The 22,218-nt window shown below is 71.4% G+C and carries 21 protein-coding genes; 9 read left to right on the top strand and 12 right to left on the bottom strand.

Annotation, left to right across the window (positions count from 1 at the left end):
• Positions 1-80: 80 nt before the first annotated feature.
• Positions 81-2,618, top strand: a complete 2,538-nt coding sequence (locus CLV71_RS41255) for a M14 family zinc carboxypeptidase (RefSeq protein WP_133908389.1) — start codon at positions 81-83, stop codon at positions 2,616-2,618.
• A gap of 43 nt (positions 2,619-2,661) precedes the next feature.
• On the opposite strand, the gene lipB is transcribed toward CLV71_RS41255, so the two are convergent.
• The 4 genes from lipB to lpdA are packed head-to-tail and all read right to left on the bottom strand — an operon-like array spanning position 2,662 to position 7,505.
• Positions 2,662-3,390 carry a lipoyl(octanoyl) transferase LipB gene (lipB, locus tag CLV71_RS41250; protein ID WP_133908388.1) on the bottom strand — a complete coding sequence of 243 codons (729 nt, stop codon included), beginning with the start codon at positions 3,388-3,390 and terminating at the stop codon, positions 2,662-2,664.
• 41 nt (positions 3,391-3,431) lie between these two features.
• The gene (locus CLV71_RS41245) at positions 3,432-4,316 is read right to left on the bottom strand and encodes a TIGR01777 family oxidoreductase (protein WP_133908387.1); all 885 of its coding nucleotides are present in this window, start codon (positions 4,314-4,316) and stop codon (positions 3,432-3,434) included.
• A complete protein-coding gene (sucB, locus tag CLV71_RS41240) occupies positions 4,313-6,082 on the bottom strand; it encodes a 2-oxoglutarate dehydrogenase, E2 component, dihydrolipoamide succinyltransferase (protein ID WP_133908386.1) in 1,770 nt (589 codons plus the stop codon). The genes CLV71_RS41245 and sucB overlap by 4 nt, the downstream gene beginning before the upstream one ends.
• 52 nt (positions 6,083-6,134) lie before the next feature.
• A complete protein-coding gene (gene lpdA / locus CLV71_RS41235) occupies positions 6,135-7,505 on the bottom strand; it encodes a dihydrolipoyl dehydrogenase (protein WP_133908385.1) in 1,371 nt (456 codons plus the stop codon).
• A gap of 193 nt (positions 7,506-7,698) precedes the next feature.
• Here lpdA and CLV71_RS41230 point away from each other — a divergent pair, with 193 nt between their 5' ends.
• The 3 genes from CLV71_RS41230 to CLV71_RS41220 all read left to right on the top strand — a co-directional run bounded on the left by CLV71_RS41230 (position 7,699) and on the right by CLV71_RS41220 (position 11,375).
• On the top strand, positions 7,699-7,977 hold the full coding sequence (locus CLV71_RS41230) for an oxidoreductase (RefSeq protein WP_133908384.1): 279 nt from the start codon (positions 7,699-7,701) through the stop codon (positions 7,975-7,977).
• Positions 7,978-8,301: 324 nt separating this feature from the next.
• Positions 8,302-10,512, top strand: coding sequence for an Hsp70 family protein (locus CLV71_RS41225; protein WP_133908383.1), 2,211 nt, complete (start codon positions 8,302-8,304; stop codon positions 10,510-10,512).
• Positions 10,509-11,375, top strand: a complete 867-nt coding sequence (locus tag CLV71_RS41220) for a DUF7159 family protein (protein WP_133908382.1) — start codon at positions 10,509-10,511, stop codon at positions 11,373-11,375. The genes CLV71_RS41225 and CLV71_RS41220 overlap by 4 nt, the downstream gene beginning before the upstream one ends.
• A 304-nt stretch (positions 11,376-11,679) precedes the next feature.
• On the opposite strand, the gene CLV71_RS41215 is transcribed toward CLV71_RS41220, so the two are convergent.
• Positions 11,680-13,182: a leucyl aminopeptidase gene (locus CLV71_RS41215; protein WP_133908381.1), complete on the bottom strand. Its 1,503-nt coding sequence runs from the start codon at positions 13,180-13,182 to the stop codon at positions 11,680-11,682.
• Between the two features lie 99 nt (positions 13,183-13,281).
• Between CLV71_RS41215 and CLV71_RS41210 the strand changes: the two genes are divergently transcribed.
• Together CLV71_RS41210 and CLV71_RS41205 are read left to right on the top strand one after the other, a co-directional pair.
• On the top strand, positions 13,282-14,208 hold the full coding sequence (locus CLV71_RS41210; RefSeq protein WP_133908380.1) for a hypothetical protein: 927 nt from the start codon (positions 13,282-13,284) through the stop codon (positions 14,206-14,208).
• Positions 14,209-14,271: 63 nt separating this feature from the next.
• On the top strand, positions 14,272-15,366 hold the full coding sequence (locus CLV71_RS41205) for a branched-chain amino acid aminotransferase (RefSeq protein ID WP_133908379.1): 1,095 nt from the start codon (positions 14,272-14,274) through the stop codon (positions 15,364-15,366).
• Between the two features lie 3 nt (positions 15,367-15,369).
• On the opposite strand, the gene CLV71_RS41200 is transcribed toward CLV71_RS41205, so the two are convergent.
• From CLV71_RS41200 to CLV71_RS41190, 3 genes are read right to left on the bottom strand one after another with little or no spacing between them, the layout of a single operon-like run.
• Positions 15,370-16,089 (bottom strand): adenosylcobinamide-GDP ribazoletransferase, encoded by a 720-nt coding sequence (locus tag CLV71_RS41200; RefSeq protein WP_243867291.1) that lies wholly within the window; start codon positions 16,087-16,089, stop codon positions 15,370-15,372.
• Complete coding sequence (gene cobT / locus CLV71_RS41195; protein ID WP_133908378.1) at positions 16,089-17,129, bottom strand: nicotinate-nucleotide--dimethylbenzimidazole phosphoribosyltransferase; 1,041 nt, start codon at positions 17,127-17,129, stop codon at positions 16,089-16,091. Before cobT ends, CLV71_RS41200 begins: the two co-directional genes overlap by 1 nt.
• 56 nt (positions 17,130-17,185) lie before the next feature.
• Positions 17,186-17,698 carry a bifunctional adenosylcobinamide kinase/adenosylcobinamide-phosphate guanylyltransferase gene (locus tag CLV71_RS41190; protein WP_133908377.1) on the bottom strand — a complete coding sequence of 171 codons (513 nt, stop codon included), beginning with the start codon at positions 17,696-17,698 and terminating at the stop codon, positions 17,186-17,188.
• A gap of 25 nt (positions 17,699-17,723) precedes the next feature.
• Between CLV71_RS41190 and CLV71_RS41185 the strand changes: the two genes are divergently transcribed.
• A complete protein-coding gene (locus CLV71_RS41185) occupies positions 17,724-17,891 on the top strand; it encodes a hypothetical protein (RefSeq protein ID WP_243867289.1) in 168 nt (55 codons plus the stop codon).
• Here CLV71_RS41185 and CLV71_RS41180 read toward each other — a convergent pair.
• From CLV71_RS41180 to CLV71_RS41170, 3 genes are read right to left on the bottom strand one after another with little or no spacing between them, the layout of a single operon-like run.
• A complete protein-coding gene (locus CLV71_RS41180; RefSeq protein WP_133908375.1) occupies positions 17,888-18,871 on the bottom strand; it encodes an aldo/keto reductase family protein in 984 nt (327 codons plus the stop codon). The two genes, CLV71_RS41185 and CLV71_RS41180, sit on opposite strands and share 4 nt — an antisense overlap.
• Before the next feature lie 49 nt (positions 18,872-18,920).
• On the bottom strand, positions 18,921-19,706 hold the full coding sequence (locus CLV71_RS41175; RefSeq protein WP_133908374.1) for an SDR family oxidoreductase: 786 nt from the start codon (positions 19,704-19,706) through the stop codon (positions 18,921-18,923).
• Positions 19,699-20,349 carry a DUF3043 domain-containing protein gene (locus CLV71_RS41170; protein WP_133908373.1) on the bottom strand — a complete coding sequence of 217 codons (651 nt, stop codon included), beginning with the start codon at positions 20,347-20,349 and terminating at the stop codon, positions 19,699-19,701. The genes CLV71_RS41175 and CLV71_RS41170 overlap by 8 nt, the downstream gene beginning before the upstream one ends.
• A 38-nt stretch (positions 20,350-20,387) precedes the next feature.
• On the opposite strand from CLV71_RS41170, the gene CLV71_RS41165 reads away from it, so the two are divergent.
• Positions 20,388-21,497 carry a glycerate kinase family protein gene (locus CLV71_RS41165; protein WP_133908372.1) on the top strand — a complete coding sequence of 370 codons (1,110 nt, stop codon included), beginning with the start codon at positions 20,388-20,390 and terminating at the stop codon, positions 21,495-21,497.
• Positions 21,498-21,607: 110 nt separating this feature from the next.
• Entirely contained in the window at positions 21,608-21,970 is a 363-nt protein-coding gene (locus tag CLV71_RS41160; RefSeq protein ID WP_133908371.1) for a HesB/IscA family protein, read from the top strand.
• Positions 21,971-22,021: 51 nt separating this feature from the next.
• Here CLV71_RS41160 and CLV71_RS48175 read toward each other — a convergent pair whose 3' ends face one another.
• Positions 22,022-22,192, bottom strand: a complete 171-nt coding sequence (locus CLV71_RS48175; protein WP_166664469.1) for a hypothetical protein — start codon at positions 22,190-22,192, stop codon at positions 22,022-22,024.
• Positions 22,193-22,218: the final 26 nt, after the last annotated feature.

Raw genomic sequence — 22,218 nt, 5'->3', positions numbered from 1 at the left:
GCCGTTCAGGCTACGCCACTTGACTCGGTCCGATCCGTCCCGTTAGACACGGCCCACCCTGCTACTCACGGAGGCAGTTCGTGCACGTCAAGCGAAGAGTTCTCCTCGTACTGACCACCGCGGCCCTCGCGGTGACCTCGATCACCGGGGCGCCCGCCGCCGCGGACCCGACGGCCAGGGCCGGCACCGACCGCGACTTCGGCAACGGCCCCGACCGCAACGAGGTCGCCGCCGCCGACCAGCCTCTCGCTCGCCGACCCGGGCCGGCCGGTGAGAACAAGGTCCACGTCTACCAGGGCTACCCGCGCCGGACCGAGCTGCGCGTCTATCCCGAGGACACCACCGACAAGTCGACCAAGCTGGGGCTCACGCCCTACCACGCGATCGCCCCGAGGCTGAACGCGCTGCAGGCACGGGGCGACCGGGTGTCCGTCGAGGTCGTCGGGCAGTCCGGGCTCGGCCGCGACCTCTACAAGGTCACGGTCACCGCGCCGGAGCGACCGTCGGAGACGCGCCAGCAGGACGCCTGGCGTGCGCTGATCGAGAACGACCCCGTGCGCGCCGCCCGCGACCGGCGGCTCGAACGCGACTACAAGGCGCCGGTCTGGATCAACAACAACATCCACGGCAACGAGTGGGAGGGCACCGACGCCTCCCTCCGCCAGATCGAGCACCTCGCCACCAGCAACGACCCGGCGACCAGGCGGCTCCTCGCGCACAACCGGCTGTACTTCAACATCACCGCGAACCCGGACGGGCGCGTCGCGGGCACACGCGGGAACGCGAACGGCTTCGACCTGAACCGCGACTTCGTCACAAACTCCCAGCCGGAGAACGTGGCCATGCGCGACATGATCGAGGACACCCAGCCGGTGATCACGCTGGACGAGCACGGGTACTCCGACGGCACCCTCATCGAGCCGACCGGTCCGCCGCACGGGCAGAACTACGACTTCGACCTCTACATCAGGCACGGCTACGCCGACGGCCTCGAGATGGAGGCCGCCGTCAAGGCACTCGGCTACCCCGAGGCGCAGGACGTCGTCGTGCCCTTCCGCGACCTGCCGCCCGGCGACTGGGACGGCTGGCCGCCGATCTTCACCGCCCAGTACGCGATGTACCACGGCGCGGTGTCCTACACGATCGAGATCCCGCTGCAGGTCAACAACAACGCCTACGACTCGCTGCCGGTCGACGAGCTGCGCCGCCGCGCGGCCATCAACACCGACGTGTCCGAGGCGACGATCGCGACCACACTGTCCTACCTCGACCGCCACCGCGTCGAGCTGGTCGACAACCAGATCGAGATCTTCCGGCGCGGTGCCGCGGGCGAGGCCCAGCGGTACATCCCGGACGGGTTCGTGCCCGGCTTCGGGCCGGAGGACCGGTACACCACGGAGTTCCCGCGTGCGTACGTGATCCCGACCGGCCCGTCGCAGCGTTCGGCGACCGCCGCCGCGCGGCTGGTCGACCAGCTCGTCGCGCACGACGTGCGGGTCCGGCAGGCCACGAGGCCGTTCAGCCTCGGCGGCAGGAGGTACGCGGCCGGGTCCTACGTCGTCGACATGCACCAGCCCAAGCGTGGCCTCGCCAACGTGATGCTGGAGGCGGGCAAGGACCTGTCGGCCGACGCGCCCCAGATGTACGACATCGCCGGGTGGAGCCACCGCCTGCTGTGGGGTGCCTCGGTCGACATCGTGAAGCACGGCCAGGTCCACGTGCCGAGCTACGACGTGACGGCGGCGGCGCCGACCGGTGCCGTCGACGTGGCACCCGGGCGTGACCTGGCACTCAGGGTGCTGGATGGCAAGGACGCGAGCGCCGTCAACGACCTGCTCGGCCTCGGTCTCGCGTTGCGCAGGCAGGCCGACGGCACGGTCGTGGTGCCGGCGTCCGCACGGCAGGCGGCCAGGCAGGTCGCGGACCGGTACGGCGTGCGGTTCACCCAGGCGTCCGGTGCGCCGGGCAGTCCGCTGCGGCCGGTGACGGTCGCAGCGGCGGTGGGTGCCGACGAGCTGTTCGCGCTGCGGGAGATGGGCTTCGACGTCCGTCCCGTGTCCACGGCGGTCCTGAACGGCGGCTTCGACCTGTCACGGGTCGACGTGCTCGTGGTGTCGTCCGGGCTGCGCTACGACCAGCTCCAGCCCGCCGCGAAGGCACAGGTCGACGCGTTGTTCTCCCGAGGCGGCGTGGTCACGCGCGGGGCGACCGGGTCACGGTTCAACGCCGACGCGAAGCTGCTGCCGGTGACCGCGGTACCCGGACGGAGTGACGCCAACGGTGTGGTCACCGTGGCCAACACCGACGCGTCCGTGCTGGCCGGGGCGATGCCGACCTCGTTCGTGTACTCCCCGCAGTGGTTCGTGAACCTCGGTGCGGGTGTAAGGGCCGAGCAGCGGTTCGGCCCGGCCAATCCGCTGGTCGCCGGTCACTGGCTGCCCAACGGGAACGGCTCGGGCGGCCCGGCGGACGCGGCGGGGCAGGCGGCGGTGGTCTCCGGCCAGTCGGCGACCGGCGCGCGGGTGCTGATGTTCGGCACCGAGCCGATGTTCCGCGCGCACCCGAAGGGCCTGTACGCCCAGGTCGCCACGGCGATCTACTGGGGCGCGACGCGGTAGTAGGGCGGTGGGTGGGGGCCGTGCCGGCTCCCACCCGGCCGTCCTAGCGCTGGGCCAGCTCGAAGCTGACGCCGGGGCTCGTCGGGGTCCATCTCGGGAGCCAGCGGTCCGCGACCGGCAGCGAACCGTCGAGTGCCCGGCGCACGTACTTCTCCGCGAGTGGGGAGACCTCCGTGACGGTCACCGTGCGGCCCAGCTCCAGCGTCAGGGACGTGACGCCGGCATCGCGGATGCCGCAGGGGACGATCCGGTCGAACGCGGACAGGTCGGCGTCGCAGTTGATCTCGAAGCCGTGCATGGTGACGCCTCGTTGTACGCGGATGCCGATGGCGGCGATCTTGCGTTCGTGGCGGTGGTCGTCGGCGGCCAGCCAGACTCCGCTGCGGCCCTCGACGCGGCCCGTGGGCACGCCAAGTTCGTCACACACCGCGATCAGTGCCTGCTCGATGCGGCGCACGTACTGCACGACGTCCACCGGGTCGCCCAGCTTCACGATCGGGTAGCCGACGAGCTGTCCCGGGCCGTGCCAGGTGATCTTGCCACCCCTGTCGACGTCCACCACCGGGGTGCCGTCGTCCGGGCGCTCGTCCGGCTCGGTGCGCTTGCCCGCCGTGTACACCGACGGGTGTTCCAGCAGCAGCAGCGTGTCCGGGCCCGTCTCGTCGGCGCGGGCGGTGGCCAGCTCCCGTTGCAGCTCCCACGCCTCGACGTAGTCGATCGTGCCGAGCTCGCGGACATGCACGGGAGCGCCTGACGCGCGACAGGAAGTCACATGAGCGACCCTACGCCGTCCACTCACGACTCAGTAGAGCGCTACGTGAGCAGCGACGCGAACGTCTCGTCGAGCGAGGGGTGGCGGTGCGTGAAGCCGTTCGCGGCCAACACGGTCGGCACCATGCGCTGGCTGTAGAGGATCTCCCCGTCGGAGTCGCCCGCCCCGAGCTTGATCACCGGTGCCGGCACGAACAACGGTGCCGGGCGGTGCATCGCGCGGCCGAACGCGGCGGTGAACTCGGTGTTGGTGACCGGGTTGGGGGAGCACACGTTCACCGCGCCGGACACCGTGTCGTTCTCGATGAGGTGGCGCATCGCGGCGACCTGGTCCTCGACGTGGATCCACGGCATGTACTGGCGGCCGTTGCCGAGCTTCGCGCCGAGCGCGAGGAAGAACAGCGGCTTCAGCATGCCGACCAGACCGCCACGCCTGGCGAGTACGTGACCGGTGCGCAGCCGCACCACCCGGACACCGGCGTCGGTGGCGCGCTGCGTGGCCGCCTCCCAGTCGCGGCACAGGTCGGCGAGGAAGCCCGCGCCACGCGGCGCGGTCTCCTCGACCACCTGGTCGCCCTTGTCGCCGTAGTAGCCGGCCGCGGACGCGTTCACGAGCAGCGGGATGTCCTGCTCGGCGACGGCCGTGGCCAGCACCTCGGTCGGCTCGAGCCTGCTGTTGACGAGCAGCTGCCTGCGCGCGTGGCTCCACCGGCCACCCGCGATGGGCGCGCCGCACAGGTTGACCACGGCCTGCGCGCCCGCCAGCGCACCGTCGTCGATGCGGCCGGCAGGCGGGTCCCAGCCGCGCTCGTCAGGCTCACGAGGAGCGCGCCGGACGAGCCGGAGCACCTCGTGGCCTGCCGTGCGGAGCTCGCCGGCGAGTGCTGACCCGATCAGGCCGGACGCGCCGGCGAGCACGACCTTCACAGCCCGAGTTCGCCCTCGAAAGTGCCTTCCTGCAGGCGGTTCTTGATGGTCGTCAGGAAGCGGCCCGCGTCGGCGCCGTCGACGAGGCGGTGGTCGTAGGTCAGCGCCATGTACATCATCGAGCGGATGGCGATGGTGTCGTTGCCGTCGTCGTCGGTGACCACGACCGGCCGCTTCACCACCAGGCCGACGCCCAGGATGCCGACCTGCGGCAGCTGGAGGATCGGCGTGTCCCACAGCGCACCCTGGCTGCCGAGGTTGGTCAGGTTGAACGTCGCGCCGAACAGCTCGTCCGGGGTGACCTTGTTCGCCCTGGTGCGCTCGGCGAGGTCGGCGATCTTGTGTGCGAGGCCTGCGACGCTCAGGTCACCCGCGTTGTGGATGGCCGGCGTGAGGAGGCCGCGCTCGGTGTCCACCGCGATGCCGAGGTGCTCGGCGCCGTGGTAGGTCACCTCCTTGGTCTCGTCGTTGATCGACGCGTTCAGCTTCGGGTGCTGCTTGAGCGCCTCGACCGTGGCCTTCGCGAAGAACGGCAGGAACGTCAGCTTGACGCCCTCGCGGGCCTCGAACGCCGACTTGGCGCGTGCGCGGAGCTTGGCGATCCTGGTCACGTCGACCTCGACCACCTGGGTGAGCTGCGCGGCCGTCTGCAGTGACTCGACCATGCGCCGCGCCACGGTCTGGCGCAGGCGGCTCATCTTCTCGGTCTTGCCACGCAGGTCGGCGGCCGGTGCGGCCGGTGCCGAGGACTTGGCGGGCTTCGCGGCCGGCTCGGGGGCCGGCGCCTTGGCGGCCTCGGCGGCGGCGAGCACGTCCTGCTTGCGGATGCGGCCGCCGACGCCGCTGCCCTTGACCGTGGACAGGTCGACGTCGTTCTCCGCGGCGAGCTTGCGCACCAGCGGCGTGACGTACGGGCCGTCACCACGCGAGCCGTTGCCGGACGGCGCGGGCGCGGGCTTCGGCTCCGACTTGGTCTCCTGCTTGGGCTCGGGCTTGGCCTCTTGCTTGGGCTCTTGCTTCGGCTCTTGCTTCGGCTCTTGCTTGGGCTCTGCCTTGGGCTCCGGCTTCGCTTCCTGCTTGGGGGCCGGCTTCGAGGACTCCTTCGCGGGGGCCGCGTCGCCGGAGCCCACGATCGCGAGCTGGCCGCCGACCTCGACGGTCTCGTCCTCGCCCGCGGTGATCTCGAGCAGGGTGCCCGCCACCGGCGACGGGATCTCGGTGTCGACCTTGTCGGTGGAGACCTCGAGCAGTGCCTCGTCGACCTCGACCGTGTCGCCGACCTGCTTGAGCCACCTGGTCACGGTGCCCTCGGTCACGCTCTCGCCGAGCGCGGGCATCTTCACCGGCGTGCCCTCACCGGATGACCCGGACGACCCGGAGGACTCCGAAGACTCCGACGAAGCGGGCTCCGGCTCCGCTTCCGCCTCGGCCTCCTCCGGCTCCTCCTCGGGCTCGGGCTCGGGCTCCTCGGGGGCCTCGTCCTGCTCCTTGGCGGGCTCCGGGGTCTCGTCCTGGCCCGAGTCCTCACCCGAGTCACCGATCACCGCGAGCTCGGCACCGACCTCGACGGTCTCGTCCTCCTCGGCGACGATCTTCTGCAGCACGCCTGCTGCCGGGGACGGGATCTCGGTGTCGACCTTGTCGGTGGACACCTCGAGCAACGGCTCGTCGACCGCTACGGTGTCGCCCACCTGCTTCAGCCACCGGGTCACGGTGCCTTCGGTGACACTCTCCCCGAGTGCCGGCATCTGGACGGAGAACGCCATGGTTTCGCTGACTCCTTGAACTCTGGCTCGTACCGAGGCTCGCCGCGCAAGCTCAGCCGTGCACGTGCAGTGGCTTGCCGGCCAGGGCGAGGAACGCCTCGCCGAGCGCCTCGGTCTGGGTGGGGTGGGCGTGGATGAGCGGTGCGACGTCCTCGGGGTATGCCTCCCAGTTGTAGATCAACTGGGCTTCGCCGACAAGCTCGCCGACCCGCTCGCCGACCATGGTGATCCCCACCACGGGGCCGTCGGGTGCCTTCACGAGCTTGACGCCGCCGGACGTCTTGAGGATCTGGCTCTTGCCGTTGCCGCTCAACGCGTAGACGTAGGTCTGTGCGTCGCCGAACTTCTCCTTGGCAGCTGCCTCGGTGAGGCCGACGGACGCCACTTCGGGCTTGCAGTAGGTGACCCTGGGGATGCCGGCCTCGTCGACGGGCCGGGGGTTCCGGCCCGCGATCTCCTCGGCGACGAAGATGCCGTGCTGGAAGCCGCGGTGCGCGAGCTGCAGGCCCGGCACGAGGTCGCCGACGGCGTAGACGTTGGGGAGGTTGGTGGCGAGGCGCTCGTCGGTGAGCACGAACCCGCGCTCCATCGTGACGCCTGCCTCCTCGTAGCCGTGGCCGCCGCTGTTGGGGCCTCGGCCGACCGCGACGAGCAACGTGTCGGCCTCGACCGTCTCACCGGACTCCAGTGAGACGGTCACGTCGGTCTCGTTCTGAGACGCACCCGTGAACCTTACGCCGGTCCGGTACTTGATCCCGCGCTTGCGGAAGGCCCGCTCCAGCTGCTTGGACGCCCACTCGTCCTCCAGCGGCACCAGGCGGGGGAGCGCCTCGACGATGGTGACGTCCGCACCGAACGAGGCCCAGACGCTCGCGAACTCGACCCCGATGACACCGCCACCGAGCACGACGACGCGCTCGGGGATGTAGTCGAGGTGCACGGCCTGGTCGCTGGTGATGATCCGCCCGCCGATCTCCAGGCCGGGCAGCGTCTTCGCGTACGAACCGGTGGCGAGCACCACGTTCTTGCCGGTGTAGCTCCGCCCGTCGACCTCGACGACGTTCGGGGCCCGGAAGGTCCCCGCGCCCTCGACGACCGTGACCTTGTTCGCCTTCGCCAGGCCCTGGAGTCCCTTGTACAGCCCGCCGACGACACCGTCCTTGTAGGAGTTGACGCCCGCGATGTCGATGCCCTCCAGCGAGGACTTGACACCGAACTGGTCGCCCTCGCGGGCGAGGTCGGCCACCTCCGCCGCGTGGAGCAGCGCCTTCGTCGGGATGCACCCCCGGTGCAGGCACGTGCCGCCGAGCTTGTCCCTCTCGACCAGGACCACGGACAGGCCGAGGCCCGCCGCGCGGAACGCGCACGCGTAGCCGCCGGAGCCGCCGCCAAGGATCACGAGGTCAGCGGAGGTATCGGTCACGGGTTCTCCTAGCACGAGGTGGGTGACTTGTGGGCACCACACATCATCTTGTCACTACGTGCGGCACGCTTGCGAGGTGGCCGGACAGGCACAATGAAAGGGACGAAGTTCGCGCGGCGAACGGTCCAACACTGATCTTCATCGGAGGTAAGGCGCCGTGGGGTTGTTCCGCCGGAAGAGTGGGCAGGGGCAGATGCGGTCCGCCAGCAAGGGCGACACCGCTCACCTGGACGAGTGGGCGTCCACCCGTCGCGGGGTCGAGGCGTTCGTGGAGCCTCGCACGCATGTGACCGAGGCCACCGTGTTGCTGGTGGCCCACGACGGGGAGTGGACCCGCCGCCGCATCGCGAACTTCGAGGCGGCGGCCGACTTCGCCCGCAAGCGCAAGATGCCGCTGTACGAGGTGGAGCGGGTCGGCTACCCGAAGCGGATGCGCGAGTACCAGGAGCGCCAGAAGCGCGAGCGCGGCTGACCCACGCCGCTTTCCGCCAACTGGGGAATCAGTTCTCGCCCGCGGCCCGCGCGGGTCCGGAGCGTCCGATTACACGATTACAACCTGTCACACCTCGTGAACTTCTGGTTACGTCTAGACCTGTTTGAGTGATGGATGCTGCGTGCCCTCTATCCATGGAGTGGTTGGAACGGGTCCAATCTCCCCCAGATGGCTTAACCCGGAGGTGATCGTGTGTGATGTTGTGGAATTCGTCGTAACCGGCGCCGCCTCTGGTCTCCCCAAGCCTCGAATGGTCTGACAAGCTGTGGTGCCGCGGAGCCCCTTCTTACTGGTGAGGACCATGTGAGCGTTACTGCTGTTGTCGACTTCGGCAGTTCGCACACCGTCACCGTGGTGCACGCCCCCGGTGGGGTGCCCAGGGTGGTCAACGTGGACGGTGAGCCCTACCTGCCGTCGGCTGTTTTCCTCACCGGCGACGACTCGCTCGTCGTCGGCCACGACGCCCTGCAGATGGCCGCCGTCGACCCGTCCCGGCTCGAGAGCCGGGCGAAGGCGAAGATCGCCCAGCGCGAGGTGCTGCTCGGCAACACGGTCGTGCCGGTGCCCACGGTCGTGCTCGCGATCCTCGTGCGGGCCGTGAAGGCCGCCGCGTCCGTCGTCGGCGCGCCGGTCGACCACCTCGTGCTGACACACCCGGCCGCCTGGGGACCCGCCCAGCGCAACGGGTTGCTCGCCGCGGCGGAGGACCTCGCGCCACAGATCAGCACGATCGTCGAACCGGTCGGCGCCGGTGTCTGGTACGCAACGCACGGGCGCGTCGGTGTCGACGGCGCGGACCGGTTCCCGCTCGGCGCCGTGCTCGCCATCCTCGACCTCGGCGGCGGCACCACCGACGTGGCCGTCGTGCGCCGCGAGCGCGGCGGCATCGTCGTGATCGGCCGTTCGTCCATTCCGGACCTCGGCGGCGACGTCTTCGACGAACGGATCATCTCCTACCTGCGCCAGACCGTGCCAGGGCTCGCCGAGGTGCTCGTCGACGTGTCCGCGCCGGGCCGGGTGAGCCTCGTGCAGCTGCGCGAGCTCGTCGCGTTCCGGCGGGAGGTGCGCCGCGCCAAGGAACTGCTGTCCCGGCACGACCAGGTCGAGCTCCGGTTACCCGGCGGGCTGCCCGGTGCCGTGCTCCGGCGCGCCGACCTCGAACGCGTGCTGTACGCCGACATCGACCGCATCACCGCGTTCACGCTCCGCGCGATCCTGAGCGCGGGCGTCGAGGCCTACGAGCTGACCGCGCTGCAGCTCGCGGGCGGCTCGGCCCGCATCCCCCTGCTGCGCCACAAGCTCGCCGAGGTCGTGCCCACCCCCATCCAGCTCGACGACCAGCCGGAGGCGGTGACCGCGCTCGGCGCGTGCGCGGTCGCCGTGTCGCACGACGAGCCGGGACGGCCACAGGAGCACCCGGTCGCCGCGCCGCCCGTCAAACCCGACCCCCGTCCCCGCAGGGCCCGCAGGCAGGCCGAGCGGCCGAGGGGGCCGCAGACCTTCGTGGCGTTCCTCGTCGCGGTGGGGTTCGTGGTCCTCGCAATCGGCTACGGGGTCGTGCTGAAGCCTGCCAACGCGGTCACCGGCGACGCGCTCGCGACGAGCGAGCGGTTCGCGCTGCCGCCCCCGGAGGCCGGGACGGAGGTCGTCAGCGGCGGCGACGTCACGGACGGCCTGGTCACCGGCAGGCTGGACGCGCCGGTTCGGGTGTCCGACGGCGACACCGACCTCGAGTGGACCGTGCGGGAGATCACCGACCCGGCGACCGACGAGCTGGTCCGTGCCGGTGCCCGCAAGCCGCTGCCCGACCTGCGGTGGGTGCTCGTCGACACGTCGATCCGCGCCCGCGCTCGCGCCACGGCCCCCTACTTCCTGCGTGACACGTTCCTCGCCGACGACCGCGGCCTGCTGATCCCCGCGGCACGCGACCAGCCGCTGCCGTGCCCGACCGAGACGCCGGGCACCCTCGACGCGGGCGACACCGCGCGTCAGTGCCTGGCCTTCGCCGTGTCCGTGCGGACGCGGGTGAGCGCGGTCGTGATCAGCAGGGTGACCGGCGGGGAGCAGGTCGGCGCACGGGTGCCGGTCGACGGCGCGACACCGGCCGGCGGGCCGGTGACCGGGCGGGCGCTGCCGCTGGGTGCGGTGCGTCCGCTCTGGGTCGGCAACAGTGGTGTGCGTGCGGCGATCGTGGACGTGGTGACCAGGGCGAGCGCGTACGTGAGCGCCGAGGTCGTCGACCGGCCGGGACATCGGGCGGTGCTGGTGCGGGCGGTGGTCGACTCGCCGACCGGGGTGTCCGTGCCGGACCTCGCCGCGCGCCTGCTGCTGCGTGACGACCGGTCGCAGCCGGTGTCGGCGCGGCAGGTGTCCGACCGGGGCGGCTGTGCGGTCGGCACGGCGTCCGGGCGGTTCACCGTGTGCGCGGTGTTCGTGGTGCCCTCGGGCATGCCACTCGGCTCGGTCGCGTGGTCGGGTGACGACTCGCGACCGTTCCTGTGGCAGCTGCCATGACCCTGGTGATCGACTTCGGCACGGTCAACACGGTGGGCATGGTCGACGGGCGCCTGGTGACGGTGGACGGCGCGCCGTGGCTGCCGTCGGTCGTGCACTCCGGGGTGGTCGGGGTGGACGCCGTCCTGCTGGGCAGGGGCCAGGAGCTTCGGGACCTCAAGGCGAGCATGGAACCGTCGTCGGTCGGTGCCGTGTTCGACCGGATGGTCGCCGCGGCCCGTGAGCAGGGCGGGAACGTCACCGACGTCGTGGTGACGCACCCGGCCGGCTGGCCACCCGAGCGGATCGCGGTCCTGACCACCGCGGCGGGCACCTCGGTCAGGACGATCCCAGAACCGGTGGCGGTCGCCTGTTCCGCCGCACCCGGCGTCTCGGTGCTCGTGGTCGACGCGGGCGGCGGCACGTGGGACGCGGCCGTGGTCCGGGACCGGGCGGTGACGGCGGCGGAGTCCGTCCCGGTGGACGTCGACCAGCGGATCGTGGACCGGGTCGGCCCGTCGCTGAGCGAACCGGTCAAGGACGACGCGACGAGGGCGGAGCTGAAGGAGGCCGTGCGGTCGGGCAAGGAGCTGCTGTCGAGGCACGACATCGCGGAGATCGTCCTGCCGGACCACCGCGCGGTCCGGCTCACCCGCACGGAGTTCGAGCTGCTGATCGCCCCGGACGTGACGCGGCTGATGGCGGCGGTCAGCCGCGTGACCGCCGACGCCCCGGTGGCCGGGGTCTTCCTCGTCGGTGGCGCGAGCCGCATCCCGCTCCTCGCGCTGCGGCTGTCCGCGGTGACCGGCCACCACGTGACCGCCGACCCCGAACCGGAGGCAGCCGTGGCCCGAGGAGCGGCCTTCCTGGCCCGCTGTGTCTAATTGGCTCGCTCCGCTCGCGGTGAGTGGGCCTTCATCCGGCGTCTTCCCTCCTGCGCGCGGAAATCCCTGGGCTCGTTCCTCGCGCAGGAATTTCCGTGCTCGTCAGTCCAGACGCCGGCGGCCCACTGTGACATTGGCTCGCTCCGCTCGCGGTGAGTGGGCCTTCATCCGGCGTCTTCCCTCCTGCGCGCGGAAATCCCTGGGCTCGTTCCTCGCGCAGGGACTTCCGTGCTCGTCAGTCCAGACGCCGGCGGCCCACTCACAGGGTTGCGGGGTTGTACCCGTCTGTTCGCTCTTGGGGGCCTCAGCCCTTCTCGGCGATGTCCGCCAGGAGCGCGGCCACCGTGCGGACCGGGATGCCCGTGCCGCCCTTGGCCGTGTAGCCCCACGGGCCGCCGACGTTGAAGGCGGGGCCCGCGATGTCGATGTGCACCCAGGCCACGTCCTTCGCGACGAACTCACGGAGGAAGATGCCTGCGGCCAGCATGCCGCCCCACCGGTGACCGGTCACGTTCGCGATGTCGGCGAGCTTCGAGTCCAGGTCGCCACGCAGCTCGTCGGGCAGCGGCATCGGCCAGCCGCCCTCGCCGGTCGCCCTGGCGATCTCGGCGGTGCGGTCACGGAACTCGTCCGTGCCCATGATGCCCGAGGTGCGCCTGCCGAGGGCCACCAGCTGCGCGCCGGTCAGCGTCGCGATGTCGATCAGGTAGTCGGGGCCGTCCTCGCAGGCACGCACCATCGCGTCGGCCAGGATGAGCCTGCCCTCGGCGTCGGTGTTGAGCACCTCGACGGTCTTGCCGCCGTACATCGTCAGCACGTCGCCGGGGCGGTAGGCGGACCCGGACGGCATGTTCTCCGCCATCGGGACCGTCGCCGTCAGCGACAGCGGGTACTTCAGCTTCGCGGCGAGGACCATGACCGCGACGACGGCCGCGGCGCCGGACATGTCCGAGGTCATCTCGTCCATGGTCGCCGCGGGCTTGATCGAGATGCCGCCGGTGTCGAACGTGATGCCCTTGCCGACCAGCGCGACCTTCGCCTTGGGCTTCGGGCCCTTGTACGACAGCCGCACGATGCGCGGCGGACGGGCGGAGCCCATGCCGACGCCCAGCACGCCGCCGTAACCGCCCTTGCGCAGTGCCTTCTCGTCCAGGATCTCGACGTCGAGGCCCGCGTCGCTCGCCAGTGCCGCCGCGCGGTCGGCGAACGACGCGGGGTAGAGGTCGTTGGGCGGGGTGTTGACGAAGTCGCGGGCGGTGCACACGGCCTCGGCGATCGCAGTGGCGGCCTTCAGCGTCGCCCGGTGGTCCTTCGGGCTGCCATCGGCGGGCGCCACGACGTCCACCCGCTCGATCGGGGCGTCGCCCTTCTCCGACCGGTACTCGGTGAAGCGGTAGGCACCGAGCAGCGTGCCCTCCACCGCGGCGTGTAGATCCACAGTGGACAGCGTGGTGACCGCCCGCCTGGTGCCGGCGAGCGAGCGGGCGGCGACACCGGACGCCCGGCGCACCTGCTCGGCCGTCGGTCCGTCGCCGGTGGTCCTGCCGAGACCGACGGCGACGACGAGCCCGGCGGGGATCTTGCCCATGCTCGGGATCTTCACGACCTCGTCCTGCTTGCCGGTGGCTCCGACGGTACGCAGGATGCCGGCGAGGGCGCCGTCGAACGCGGTGTCGACCCGCTCGCTCCCCGGCGCCAGCGCGACGCCCCCCGGATCGCTGTCGGACTGCACGGTCGCGATGATCACCGCGTCGACGGTGGCCTCGTCTGCCGTGGTGGTGGTCAGTGACAGCTTGGGCGCGGTCAACGAAAGCTCCTGTCGGTTCGAGTTGCAGACGCATGCTAACTACTTGTGACATCCCTGCCCACCGTCAGGTGGGTGCCGCACTTCTGACACGGTGGTGGCGTGACCCAACCGACATCGACCGTGGACCGCGTCGCCCGCGGGGTGGTGTCCACGTTCGGCGCGGGACTTTTCCTTGCCCTGGCGCCCGCTTCGGCCGTCGCCGGCTGGTGGCTGGTCGCGGGCATGGTCCTCGCCGCCGCGGTGGCCGTCCTCTTCGCACTGTCCACACCGGATTCCACGCCGAGCCGGGCCGCTTCACTAGTGGGAATACTGGGAAGGATTGCCGCCGCCTCGGCCGCCGCCACCGCCTTCGGGCGGTACGTGCTGCCCGGCAGACCCGAGGTCGGCGCGGTGATGCTGGTGGTCGTGGTCACAGCGGTCGTCCTCCTCGCGCCTCCGCTGCCGGGGGTCGTGGAGCGGGTCGCCGCCGTCGTGGTCGTCGGCGTGCTGGTCGCGGTCGTCGTGTCGTGCTTCTCGATCGCGCCGGTCGACCTCGCCGTGGCGCCGCCGTCGGACGCGGCGGGCGCCGACCGGCCGCTCGGCCTGCTGCCCGCCGCCGTTCTGCTGTTCCTGGGGTTCTCCGGGTCGCCGAGCGCGGTGCGGCGGGAGCGGCTCACAGTCATCGGGATCGTGCTCGTGGTGAGCCTCGGGGTCGCGGTCGCGTCGCTGTGGCAGCTCGGCGGGGAGCGGCTCGCACTGTCGACGGCCCCGCTTCTCGACGCCCTCGCGGCCGCCGACGCGTCCGGCGTCGACGGGATGCTCGCGGTCGGCGTGACGGTCTCGTGCGTGTTCGCGCTGCGTGGCGTGCTCGGCGACATCCGTGACGTCGCGAGGGTGAGCAGGCCGGGCATGGTGGCGTTGGCGGCCGCCGCGGCGGCGCTCGGGGCGCTGCTGCTCGCACCGGAGTACACACTGACCGGCGCGGCCGTACTTCTCCTGGGTGAAGCGGTAATCCGCCTGCTGGACACGCGACGGGATCGGGCATAGTAGGACGTCAGACAGTTGAACTGCCGATTCTCTGAACGGCCCGAGGAGAGTTACGGTGCTCACATGACCCAGTCATTCACCAGGACTCCCCATCCGGCGCCGGCGACCCCGGAGCGGATCGCGGAAGTATTGGCCAACCCGGGTTTCGGCGCTTACTTCACCGACCACATGGTGACCACGCGCTGGAACCGAACCGACGGTTGGCACGGGGCGACGGTCGAACCGTACCGCCCGATCGAGCTGGACCCCGCGGCCATGGTGCTGCACTACGGCCAGGCGATCTTCGAGGGACTCAAGGCCTACCGGCACACCGACGGGTCCGTCCAGGCCTTCCGCCCGGAGGCGAACGCCGAGCGGTTCCGCCGCTCCGCGCGCCGCATGGCGATGCCCGAGCTGCCCGACGAGCTGTTCCTCGGCTCGCTCCGGGAGATCGTGGACGTCGACGGCCGGTGGGTGCCGGAGGAGGACGAGGAGTCGCTCTACCTGCGGCCCTTCATGATCTCGACGGAGGTGGGCCTGGGGGTACGGCCCGCCGCCGAGTACCTGTACATCCTGATCGCCTCGCCGGCGGGCTCGTACTTCGCGAGCGGCGTCAAGCCGGTGAGCGTCTGGCTGTCGACCGAGTACGTGCGCGCGGCCCCCGGTGGGACCGGCGCGGCCAAGTTCGCGGGGAACTACGCCGCGTCACTGGTCGCGCAGGCGCAGGCCGCCGAGCAGGGCTGTGACCAGGTGGTCTGGCTCGACGCGATCGAGCGCCGCTGGGTCGAGGAGATGGGCGGGATGAACCTGTTCTTCGTCTTCGGCTCCGGCTCCGACGCGCGGGTGGTCACCCCGGAGCTGTCCGGTTCGCTGCTGGCGGGCATCACCCGCGAGTCGATCCTCACCCTGGCCACCGACCTCGGCTACGCGGTCGAGGAGCGGCGGGTCTCCACCGAGGAGTGGGAGAAGAAGGCCGAGTCCGGCGAGCTGACCGAGGTGTTCGCGTGCGGGACGGCCGCGGTGATCACGCCGGTCGGCTCCGTGAAGCACGCCGAGGGGTCCTTCGACGTCAACGGCGGCCGCTCCGGCGAGGTGTCGATGCGGCTGCGTGCCGCACTCACCGCGATCCAGCGCGGCACGGCACCCGACACGCACGGATGGCTGACCACGCTGTCCTGAGCGTCAGGTCACCACGACCAGGACCGCGGTGGCGGCGAGCTCACCGGCGGCGCCGAGCACGTCACCGGTGATGCCGCCGAACCGCTTCTGGACGTGGTTGCACAGCAGCAGTACGAGCCCGGTGGCGACCACGATCGCCACCGGGCCCTTGTACGGGTGGGCGATGTCGGCGAGCGGCGAGACCAGCAGCAGCCCGATGAGCCAGAACACCGGCGCGGCGAGGGACTGGGTACCGGCCACGAGCGCGCCGAGCCCCTGCTGCCGGGCCGCCGGGACGTTGTGGCAGCACAGCACGAACGCGACGCGACCGGTGGTGACGGCCAGTATCAGCTCCGGCCAGTCGTTGATCGCCGCGGCCTGGATGCCGATCGTCAGCACCAGCGCCACGGCCCCGAACGGCCCGACCGGGCCCTCCCGCATGATCGCGAGCGCCCTGGCGGCGTCGGCGTAGGAGCCGAGGCCGTCCGCGGTGTCGGCGAGCCCGTCGAGGTGCATGCCCCTGGTCGCGAGCGCCAGGAACGCGACGACCAGCAACCCGGCGAGCAGGCCGCCGAGCCCGGCGAGGTCGAGCAGGAACCACAGGCCCGCGGCCACGCCGCCGAGCACGAGCCCGACCAGGGGTGCCGAGGTGATGGCGGCGCCCGCGACCGCCCGGTCCACCTGCCCGACCGGCATCGGAAGCACGGTGAGCCAGGAGAAGGCGAGCCGCACCCCGGCGGCCACTACGCGGGGTCCTCCCGCTCGGTGACGCCAGCGTCCTCGAACGTGGCCATGTCCGTGAGGATCCGGACGGCCATGGTCAGCAGGGGGATGGCCGCGGTGGCACCGGAGCCCTCACCGAGCCGCATGCTCATCTCCAGCAGCGGTTCGAGGTCGAGCTGCTCCAGGACGAGCGTGTGTGCCGGCTCGGTGGACCGGTGACCAGCGACCCACCAGGCCCGCGCGCCGGGTGCCAGTTCCTCGGCCACCAGCGCGGCGGCGCCGGAGACGACGCCGTCCAGCACGACCGGGGTCCGCCGGATCGCCGCCTGGGCGAGGAAGCCGGCCATGGCCGCGATGTCGGCACCCGCTGACGTGCGCAGCAGCGCGACGGGGTCCGCGGTGACCGGCCTGGCACGGCGGAGCGCGTCACGGATGGCGGCGGTCTTGCGCATCCACGCGCGGTCGTCGATGCCCGTGCCCCTGCCGACGACCGCGACCGGCTCGCTGCCGGTGACGGCCGCGACCAGCACGGCGGCCGGGGTGGTGTTCCCGATGCCCATGTCGCCGACGACCAGCAGGTCGGTGCCGGAGTCGACCTCCTCGTCCGCGACGGCCCTGCCCGCGGCGACGGCGGCCTCGACCTCGTCCTCGGTGAGCGCGTCCTCCCGGTCGATGGACCCGGACGACTGGCGCACCTTGCGGTCGCCTGCCGTGGTGTCGACGGCAACGGACATGTCGACCACCCGCACGGTCGCGCCCGCGACCCCGGCCAGCACGTTGACGGCCGCGCCGCCCGCCTGGAAGTTCGCCACCATCTGGGCGGTGACCTCGCTGGGGTAGGCAGACACGCCGTGCGCGGCGATCCCGTGGTCGCCGGCGAAGACGACGACCCTCGGCCGTTCGATCGGCCGGGGCGGGCACATGCCCTGACATGCGGCGACCCACGCACCCAGCTGTTCGAGCCTGCCGAGGGAGCCCCGCGGCTTGGTCAGCCGGGCGTGCCGCTCCTCCGCCGCCTGCCGCACGGCCTCGTCGGGCATGCCGACCAGCTCGAACTCCATCGGGTAAGCCTCCAGGTCTTCTGAGCGGAGCTTGCGGAGCGATTGTTTCGGGTAGGTCACCGCAGTCGCAGGGGGATGCCGGCCACCAGCAGGACCACCTCGGCACACCGCTGCGCGAGGTCCGCGTTGAGCGTGCCGAGCTGATCGCGGAAGAGCCTGCCAGAACGTGTCGCGGGCACCACGCCGAGGCCGACCTCGGCGGACACGAGCACGAGCTGGGCCGGGCAGTCCGTGACCGCCTCGACGAGCCGGTCGCACTCCCCACGCACGCCGTCGAGGCCACCGTGCCAGGCGTCGTAGTCGTCCATGACCCCGGTCAGCCAGGTGGCGAGGTCGTCGACGATCACCGGCCCCCGCGCCCTGCCGAGGAACCCGGGGAGGTCGGTCGGCTCGACCGTGCGCCAGCCGGGTGGCCTGCGGGCGACGTGGGCGGCGATCCGCTGCCGCCACTCGGCGTCGTCCGGGTCGAGACGGGCGGTGGCCACGTAGGTCGCGTCGTCGGCGGGCAGGAGGCCTTCCGCGTGCGCGGACTTGCCGGACCGCGCGCCGCCGAGCACCAGGGTCGCCATGGCCGGCACGCTATCCTGCGCGGTCGTGGGATATCGCTGGAACCATGAGGGATCGCCGGAGTTCGAGGACCAGCCCGCCGCGGAGGACTGGCTCTCCGAGAACTGGCGGGACCTCGCCGACGCGGGCGTCGGCGAGGTGACCCTCCTGTGTGACGACGAGGTCGTCTACGGCCCGATGAGCCTGGACCCCTAGCCGCCGAGCGTCGGGTCGCTCACGACGACCCCGTCCAGCGCCTCGTCGATCTTCTCGAGCAACTCGGCGTCGAGCTTGACGCCTGCCGCCCTGACGTTCTCGGCGACCTGCTCGGGCCGGGTGGCGCCGATGATCGCCGAGGCGACGTTCTGGTTCTGCAGCACCCAGGCGACGGCGAGCTGGGCCATCGACAGGCCCGCTTCCTCCGCGATGGGCTTGAGGTTCTGGACTTTCTGGAGCAGTTCGTCGTTGTCGAGGAACCGCGAGATGAAGTTGCCCCCCGAGGCGTCGGTGGCCCGCGAGCCCTCGGGCGGCGCCTGGCCGGGCAGGTACTTGCCGGTCAGGACGCCCTGCGCGATGGGCGACCAGACGATCTGGCTGACGCCGACCTCCTCGCTGGCCGGGACCACCTCCGGCTCGATGACCCGCCACAGCATCGAGTACTGCGGCTGGTTGGAGACGAACGGCACCTTCAGCTCACGCGCCAGGTCGGCCGCGGCCCTGATCTGGTTGGCCTTCCACTCCGACACGCCGATGTAGAGCACCTTCCCGGCACGCACGAGGTCGGCGAAGGCCAGCATGGTCTCCTCGAGCGGGACGGTGTTGTCGAACCGGTGCGCCTGGTAGAGGTCGAGGTAGTCGGTCTGCAGCCGCTTCAGGGAGGCGTTGGCCGACTCCATGATGTGCTTGCGCCCGAGGCCCCTGTCGTTCGGGCCACCCGGCCCGGTCGGCCAGAAGACCTTGGTGAAGATCTCGAGACTCTCCCGTCGCTGCCCCGCGAGCGCCCGGCCGAGAACGGACTCGGCCCGGGTGTTCGCGTAGACGTCGGCGGTGTCGAAGGTCGTGATCCCAGCGTCGAGCGCGGCCTTCACGCAGGCGTGCGCCTGCTCCTCCTCGACCTGCGACCCGTGCGTGATCCAGTTGCCGTACGAGATCTCACTGACGTTGAGGCCGCTGCGGCCAAGTCGACGAAACTCCATGCCTCACAACCTAACGGTGGAGCTGCTCCAGCTCGGGTCGGAGATCGACTCAGCGGCGGAAGCCGCCCTCGGAGTTGATCACCTGGCCGGTGATCCAGGCGGCCTCGTCGGTGGCGAGCCAGGCGATGAGGCGGGCCGGGTCGTCGGGGGCGCCCCAGCGGCCACCGGGGAAGCGGGCGGCCACCTCCGCATGGACGTCCGGCGGGGCGTAACCGGTGTCCACCGGGCCCGGGTTGACGGTGTTGACGGTGATCCCCGACGACGCCAGCTCGTCGGCCAGCGTCGCCGTGATCGACCAGAGGGCGCCCTTGCTCGCCGCGTAGGCCACCTCGCCGGGCATCGGTCCCTGGTTCTGCCCGGACGTCATGAAGATCAGCCGGCCGGGTCCGCCCAGCGAGGCGAGGGCCTGCGCCAGCAACAGCGACGCCCGCGCGTTCACCGTCCAGTGGGCGTCCAGCATCTCGGCCGTCACCGCCGACAGCGGGCCGTCCGAGCCCGACCGTGCGTGGTTGCACACCACGATGTCGAGGCGCCCGAGCGCCGACACCGCGGCCGACACCAGCGCGGCGGGTGCCGCCGGGTCCGACAGGTCACAGGACAGGTCCGCGACCGGCGCCGACGCCACCTCGCGGACGCCGTCCACCACGGCCGACACCTCGTCGCCGCCCCAGGGCTGCTCGGCGTCGTGGCTGCCGAAGTGATGCACGAACACACTCGCCCCGTACGCCGCGAGCCTGCGGCAGATCGCGTACCCGATCCCGGCGCGCCGCGACGCGCCGGTCACCAGGGCCACGCGGCCACGAAGCGGCAGCGGGTCGCGGGCGAGGTCAGTCAATCGCGTCGCCAGGCCGGACCCTCGGCTTCGGCACGCGCAGCTTGCGCAGCTGGGACGCGCGGATGAACGCGTACCAACCCACCGAGACCCCCCGGACGGGCTCCTTCGGGAACTTCGCCCGCACCGCCCGCGAGATGCGGCGGCCGGACAGGACACCCTCGAGGACCATCGCGACCAGCATGAGCAGGCAGAGCAGCGTCGTGAGGCTCTGGACGCGCGGGTCCGGCACCAGCAGCGCGACGAAGATCAGGATCGCCAGTGGCATGAAGAGACCGAGCAGGTTGCGGCGGGAGTCCACCGCGTCCCGGATGTAGGCCTTGACCGGCCCCCGGTCACGGGGCATGAGGTACTTCTCGTCACCCGCCATCATGCGTTCGCGCTGCTTGACGCGGATCTCGCGGCGCTTGGCGGTCAGCTCCTTGCGCTCCTCCTTGTTCCCGCGCGCCCGCTTCATCGCCTCGCGGGTGGTGCGTGGGGGAGGCGCCACCGGCCCGCGCCTGCGCTGCTCGGCGTCTCGGCGCTTCGGGGTCGGGCGGCCCTTGCCCGGTGTGTGTGCCTTGGCTTGGGCGACCTCCTCCTCCGTCGGCTCGACCTCACCGACGTCGTCGGTGCTCTCTGCGTCTTTGCGGCGAAGGAACCTCACACGCCAAAGACTAAAGGAGTCGCTATTACGCTTTGACCATGCGGGTCCTGATCGCTCCTGACTGCTTCGGTGGGACGTTGACCGCGCCGGAGGCCGCCGAGGCCATCGCCGCCGGGTGGCGCAGTGGTGCGCCTGACGACGAGCTCACCCTCTGTCCACTCGCCGACGGCGGCCCCGGCTTCGTCGAGGTGCTGTACTCGGCCCTCGGTGGTGACCTCCACCACAGGCAGGTCGCGGGTCCGCTCGGCGCGCCCGTCGACGCCGTGTGGCTGGAACACGACGGCACCGCCTACATCGAGTGCGCCCAGGCCTGTGGGCTCACCCTGGTCCCCCGCGACGAGCGGGACGCGCTAGCCGCGAACACGTTCGGTGTCGGCGAGCAGATAGCCCACGCTCTCGAACGCAAAGTCCACACGATCGTCGTCGGCCTCGGCGGGTCCGGCAGTACGGACGGTGGGTCCGGGATGTTCCGTGCGCTCGGCGCCATCCCAGTGGGTGAGGACGGCAGGCCCCTGCCTCCCGGTGGCGGGCCGCTCGTGGACACCCTGCGCCTCACCGGACGCGTCGACCTCGGTGACGTGACCCTCGTCGCGGCATCGGACGTGGAGAACCCGCTCCTCGGCAAGGAGGGCGCCGCCAGGGTGTTCGGACCGCAGAAAGGCGCCGACGACCTGGCCGTTCGCCGTCTGGAGCGGTCGCTGGCCCGCTGGGCGGACGTGCTCACGGGCGTCGCGGGCCGGGACGTGCGCGACGAGACGGGTGCCGGTGCGGCAGGCGGGCTTGGGGCGGGGCTCATCGCGCTGGGCGCGACCGTCGAGTCCGGCGCCGGGGTCGTCCGGCGCCTGACCGGCCTCGACGAGGCGCTCGACCGGGCCCAGCTCGTGGTCACCGGAGAGGGCAGCTTCGACTTCCAGTCCCTGCGCGGCAAGCTCGTGACCAGGGTGTCCGGCGCGGCGGCCGAGCGGGGAACCCCCTGCGTGGTGCTCGCGGGCCAGGTCAGCGTCGGTCGCAGGCGTGCGGCGTCGGCCGGGGTGTCCCAGGCCTACGCGGTCGCGGAACACGTCGGTTCCGCGGAGGCGTCGCTCGCCGACCCGGCGGGCACGCTGAGTGATCTGGCCCGGCACGTGTCCACACAGTGGCGGCTGTAACAGCGGGGCTTGAGCGGGATGTGTCACCATGGGTCAGGAGGACGGGGAATAAACCGCGGCTCGGCCGTGATTGACCTCGGTAGTAAGCCCCGAAAGGTCGAGGGAGAACCATGACGACCGCCCAGGAGAACACCACCGAGACGGAGACGCACGGCGTGCTCGTGTCGGACGCCGCCGCCAGCAAGGCCAAGGCTCTGCTGGACCAGGAGGGCCGTGACGACATGCATCTGCGCATCGCCGTCCAGCCAGGTGGCTGCGCCGGCCTGCGCTACCAGCTCTTCTTCGACGAGCGCACGCTCGACGGCGACCTGTTCCGTGACTTCAACGGTCTCAAGGTGGCTGTCGACCGGATGAGCGCCCCGTACGTGAACGGCGCGACGATCGACTTCGTCGACACGATCGAGAAGTCGGGCTTCACCATCGACAACCCCAATGCCGGTGGTTCCTGCGCGTGCGGCGACTCGTTCCACTGAGTCACTGACATGTCACGGGCCGCGACTCGCGTCGCGGCCCGTGGTGCGTTCTCAGACGAATTCTTCCAGGTTGCTGACCTGGGCGAAGGTCGCATCGTCGACTTCCCACGGGCTCGCCGCCCGCTGTCCGGGAAGGTCTTGGCCGCGGGTCCGCAACGCCGCAGGGATGTCCGCGCAGTCCGCGATCAGCTCGGCGAACGACTCGGCTTCAGGATTGGTCACGGCTCGAACCTAGGGTCGGACGACCG

The organism is Actinophytocola oryzae (assembly GCF_004364325.1).
Classification (GTDB): Bacteria; Actinomycetota; Actinomycetes; order Mycobacteriales; family Pseudonocardiaceae; genus Actinophytocola; species Actinophytocola oryzae.
The sequence above is the reverse complement of the archived record's forward strand: the minus strand, read 5'-3'. Positions and strand labels throughout refer to the sequence as shown.

Coding starts and splice junctions, on each gene's coding strand:
- sucB (WP_133908386.1), bottom strand. CDS start 6,082: ATGGCGTTCTCCGTCCAGATGCCGGCACTCGGGGAGAGTGTCACCGAA.
- CLV71_RS41230 (WP_133908384.1), top strand. CDS start 7,699: ATGCGGTCCGCCAGCAAGGGCGACACCGCTCACCTGGACGAGTGGGCG.
- CLV71_RS41220 (WP_133908382.1), top strand. CDS start 10,509: ATGACCCTGGTGATCGACTTCGGCACGGTCAACACGGTGGGCATGGTC.
- CLV71_RS41205 (WP_133908379.1), top strand. CDS start 14,272: ATGACCCAGTCATTCACCAGGACTCCCCATCCGGCGCCGGCGACCCCG.
- cobT (WP_133908378.1), bottom strand. CDS start 17,129: ATGGAGTTCGAGCTGGTCGGCATGCCCGACGAGGCCGTGCGGCAGGCG.
- CLV71_RS41190 (WP_133908377.1), bottom strand. CDS start 17,698: ATGGCGACCCTGGTGCTCGGCGGCGCGCGGTCCGGCAAGTCCGCGCAC.
- CLV71_RS41180 (WP_133908375.1), bottom strand. CDS start 18,871: ATGGAGTTTCGTCGACTTGGCCGCAGCGGCCTCAACGTCAGTGAGATC.
- CLV71_RS41165 (WP_133908372.1), top strand. CDS start 20,388: ATGCGGGTCCTGATCGCTCCTGACTGCTTCGGTGGGACGTTGACCGCG.
- CLV71_RS41160 (WP_133908371.1), top strand. CDS start 21,608: ATGACGACCGCCCAGGAGAACACCACCGAGACGGAGACGCACGGCGTG.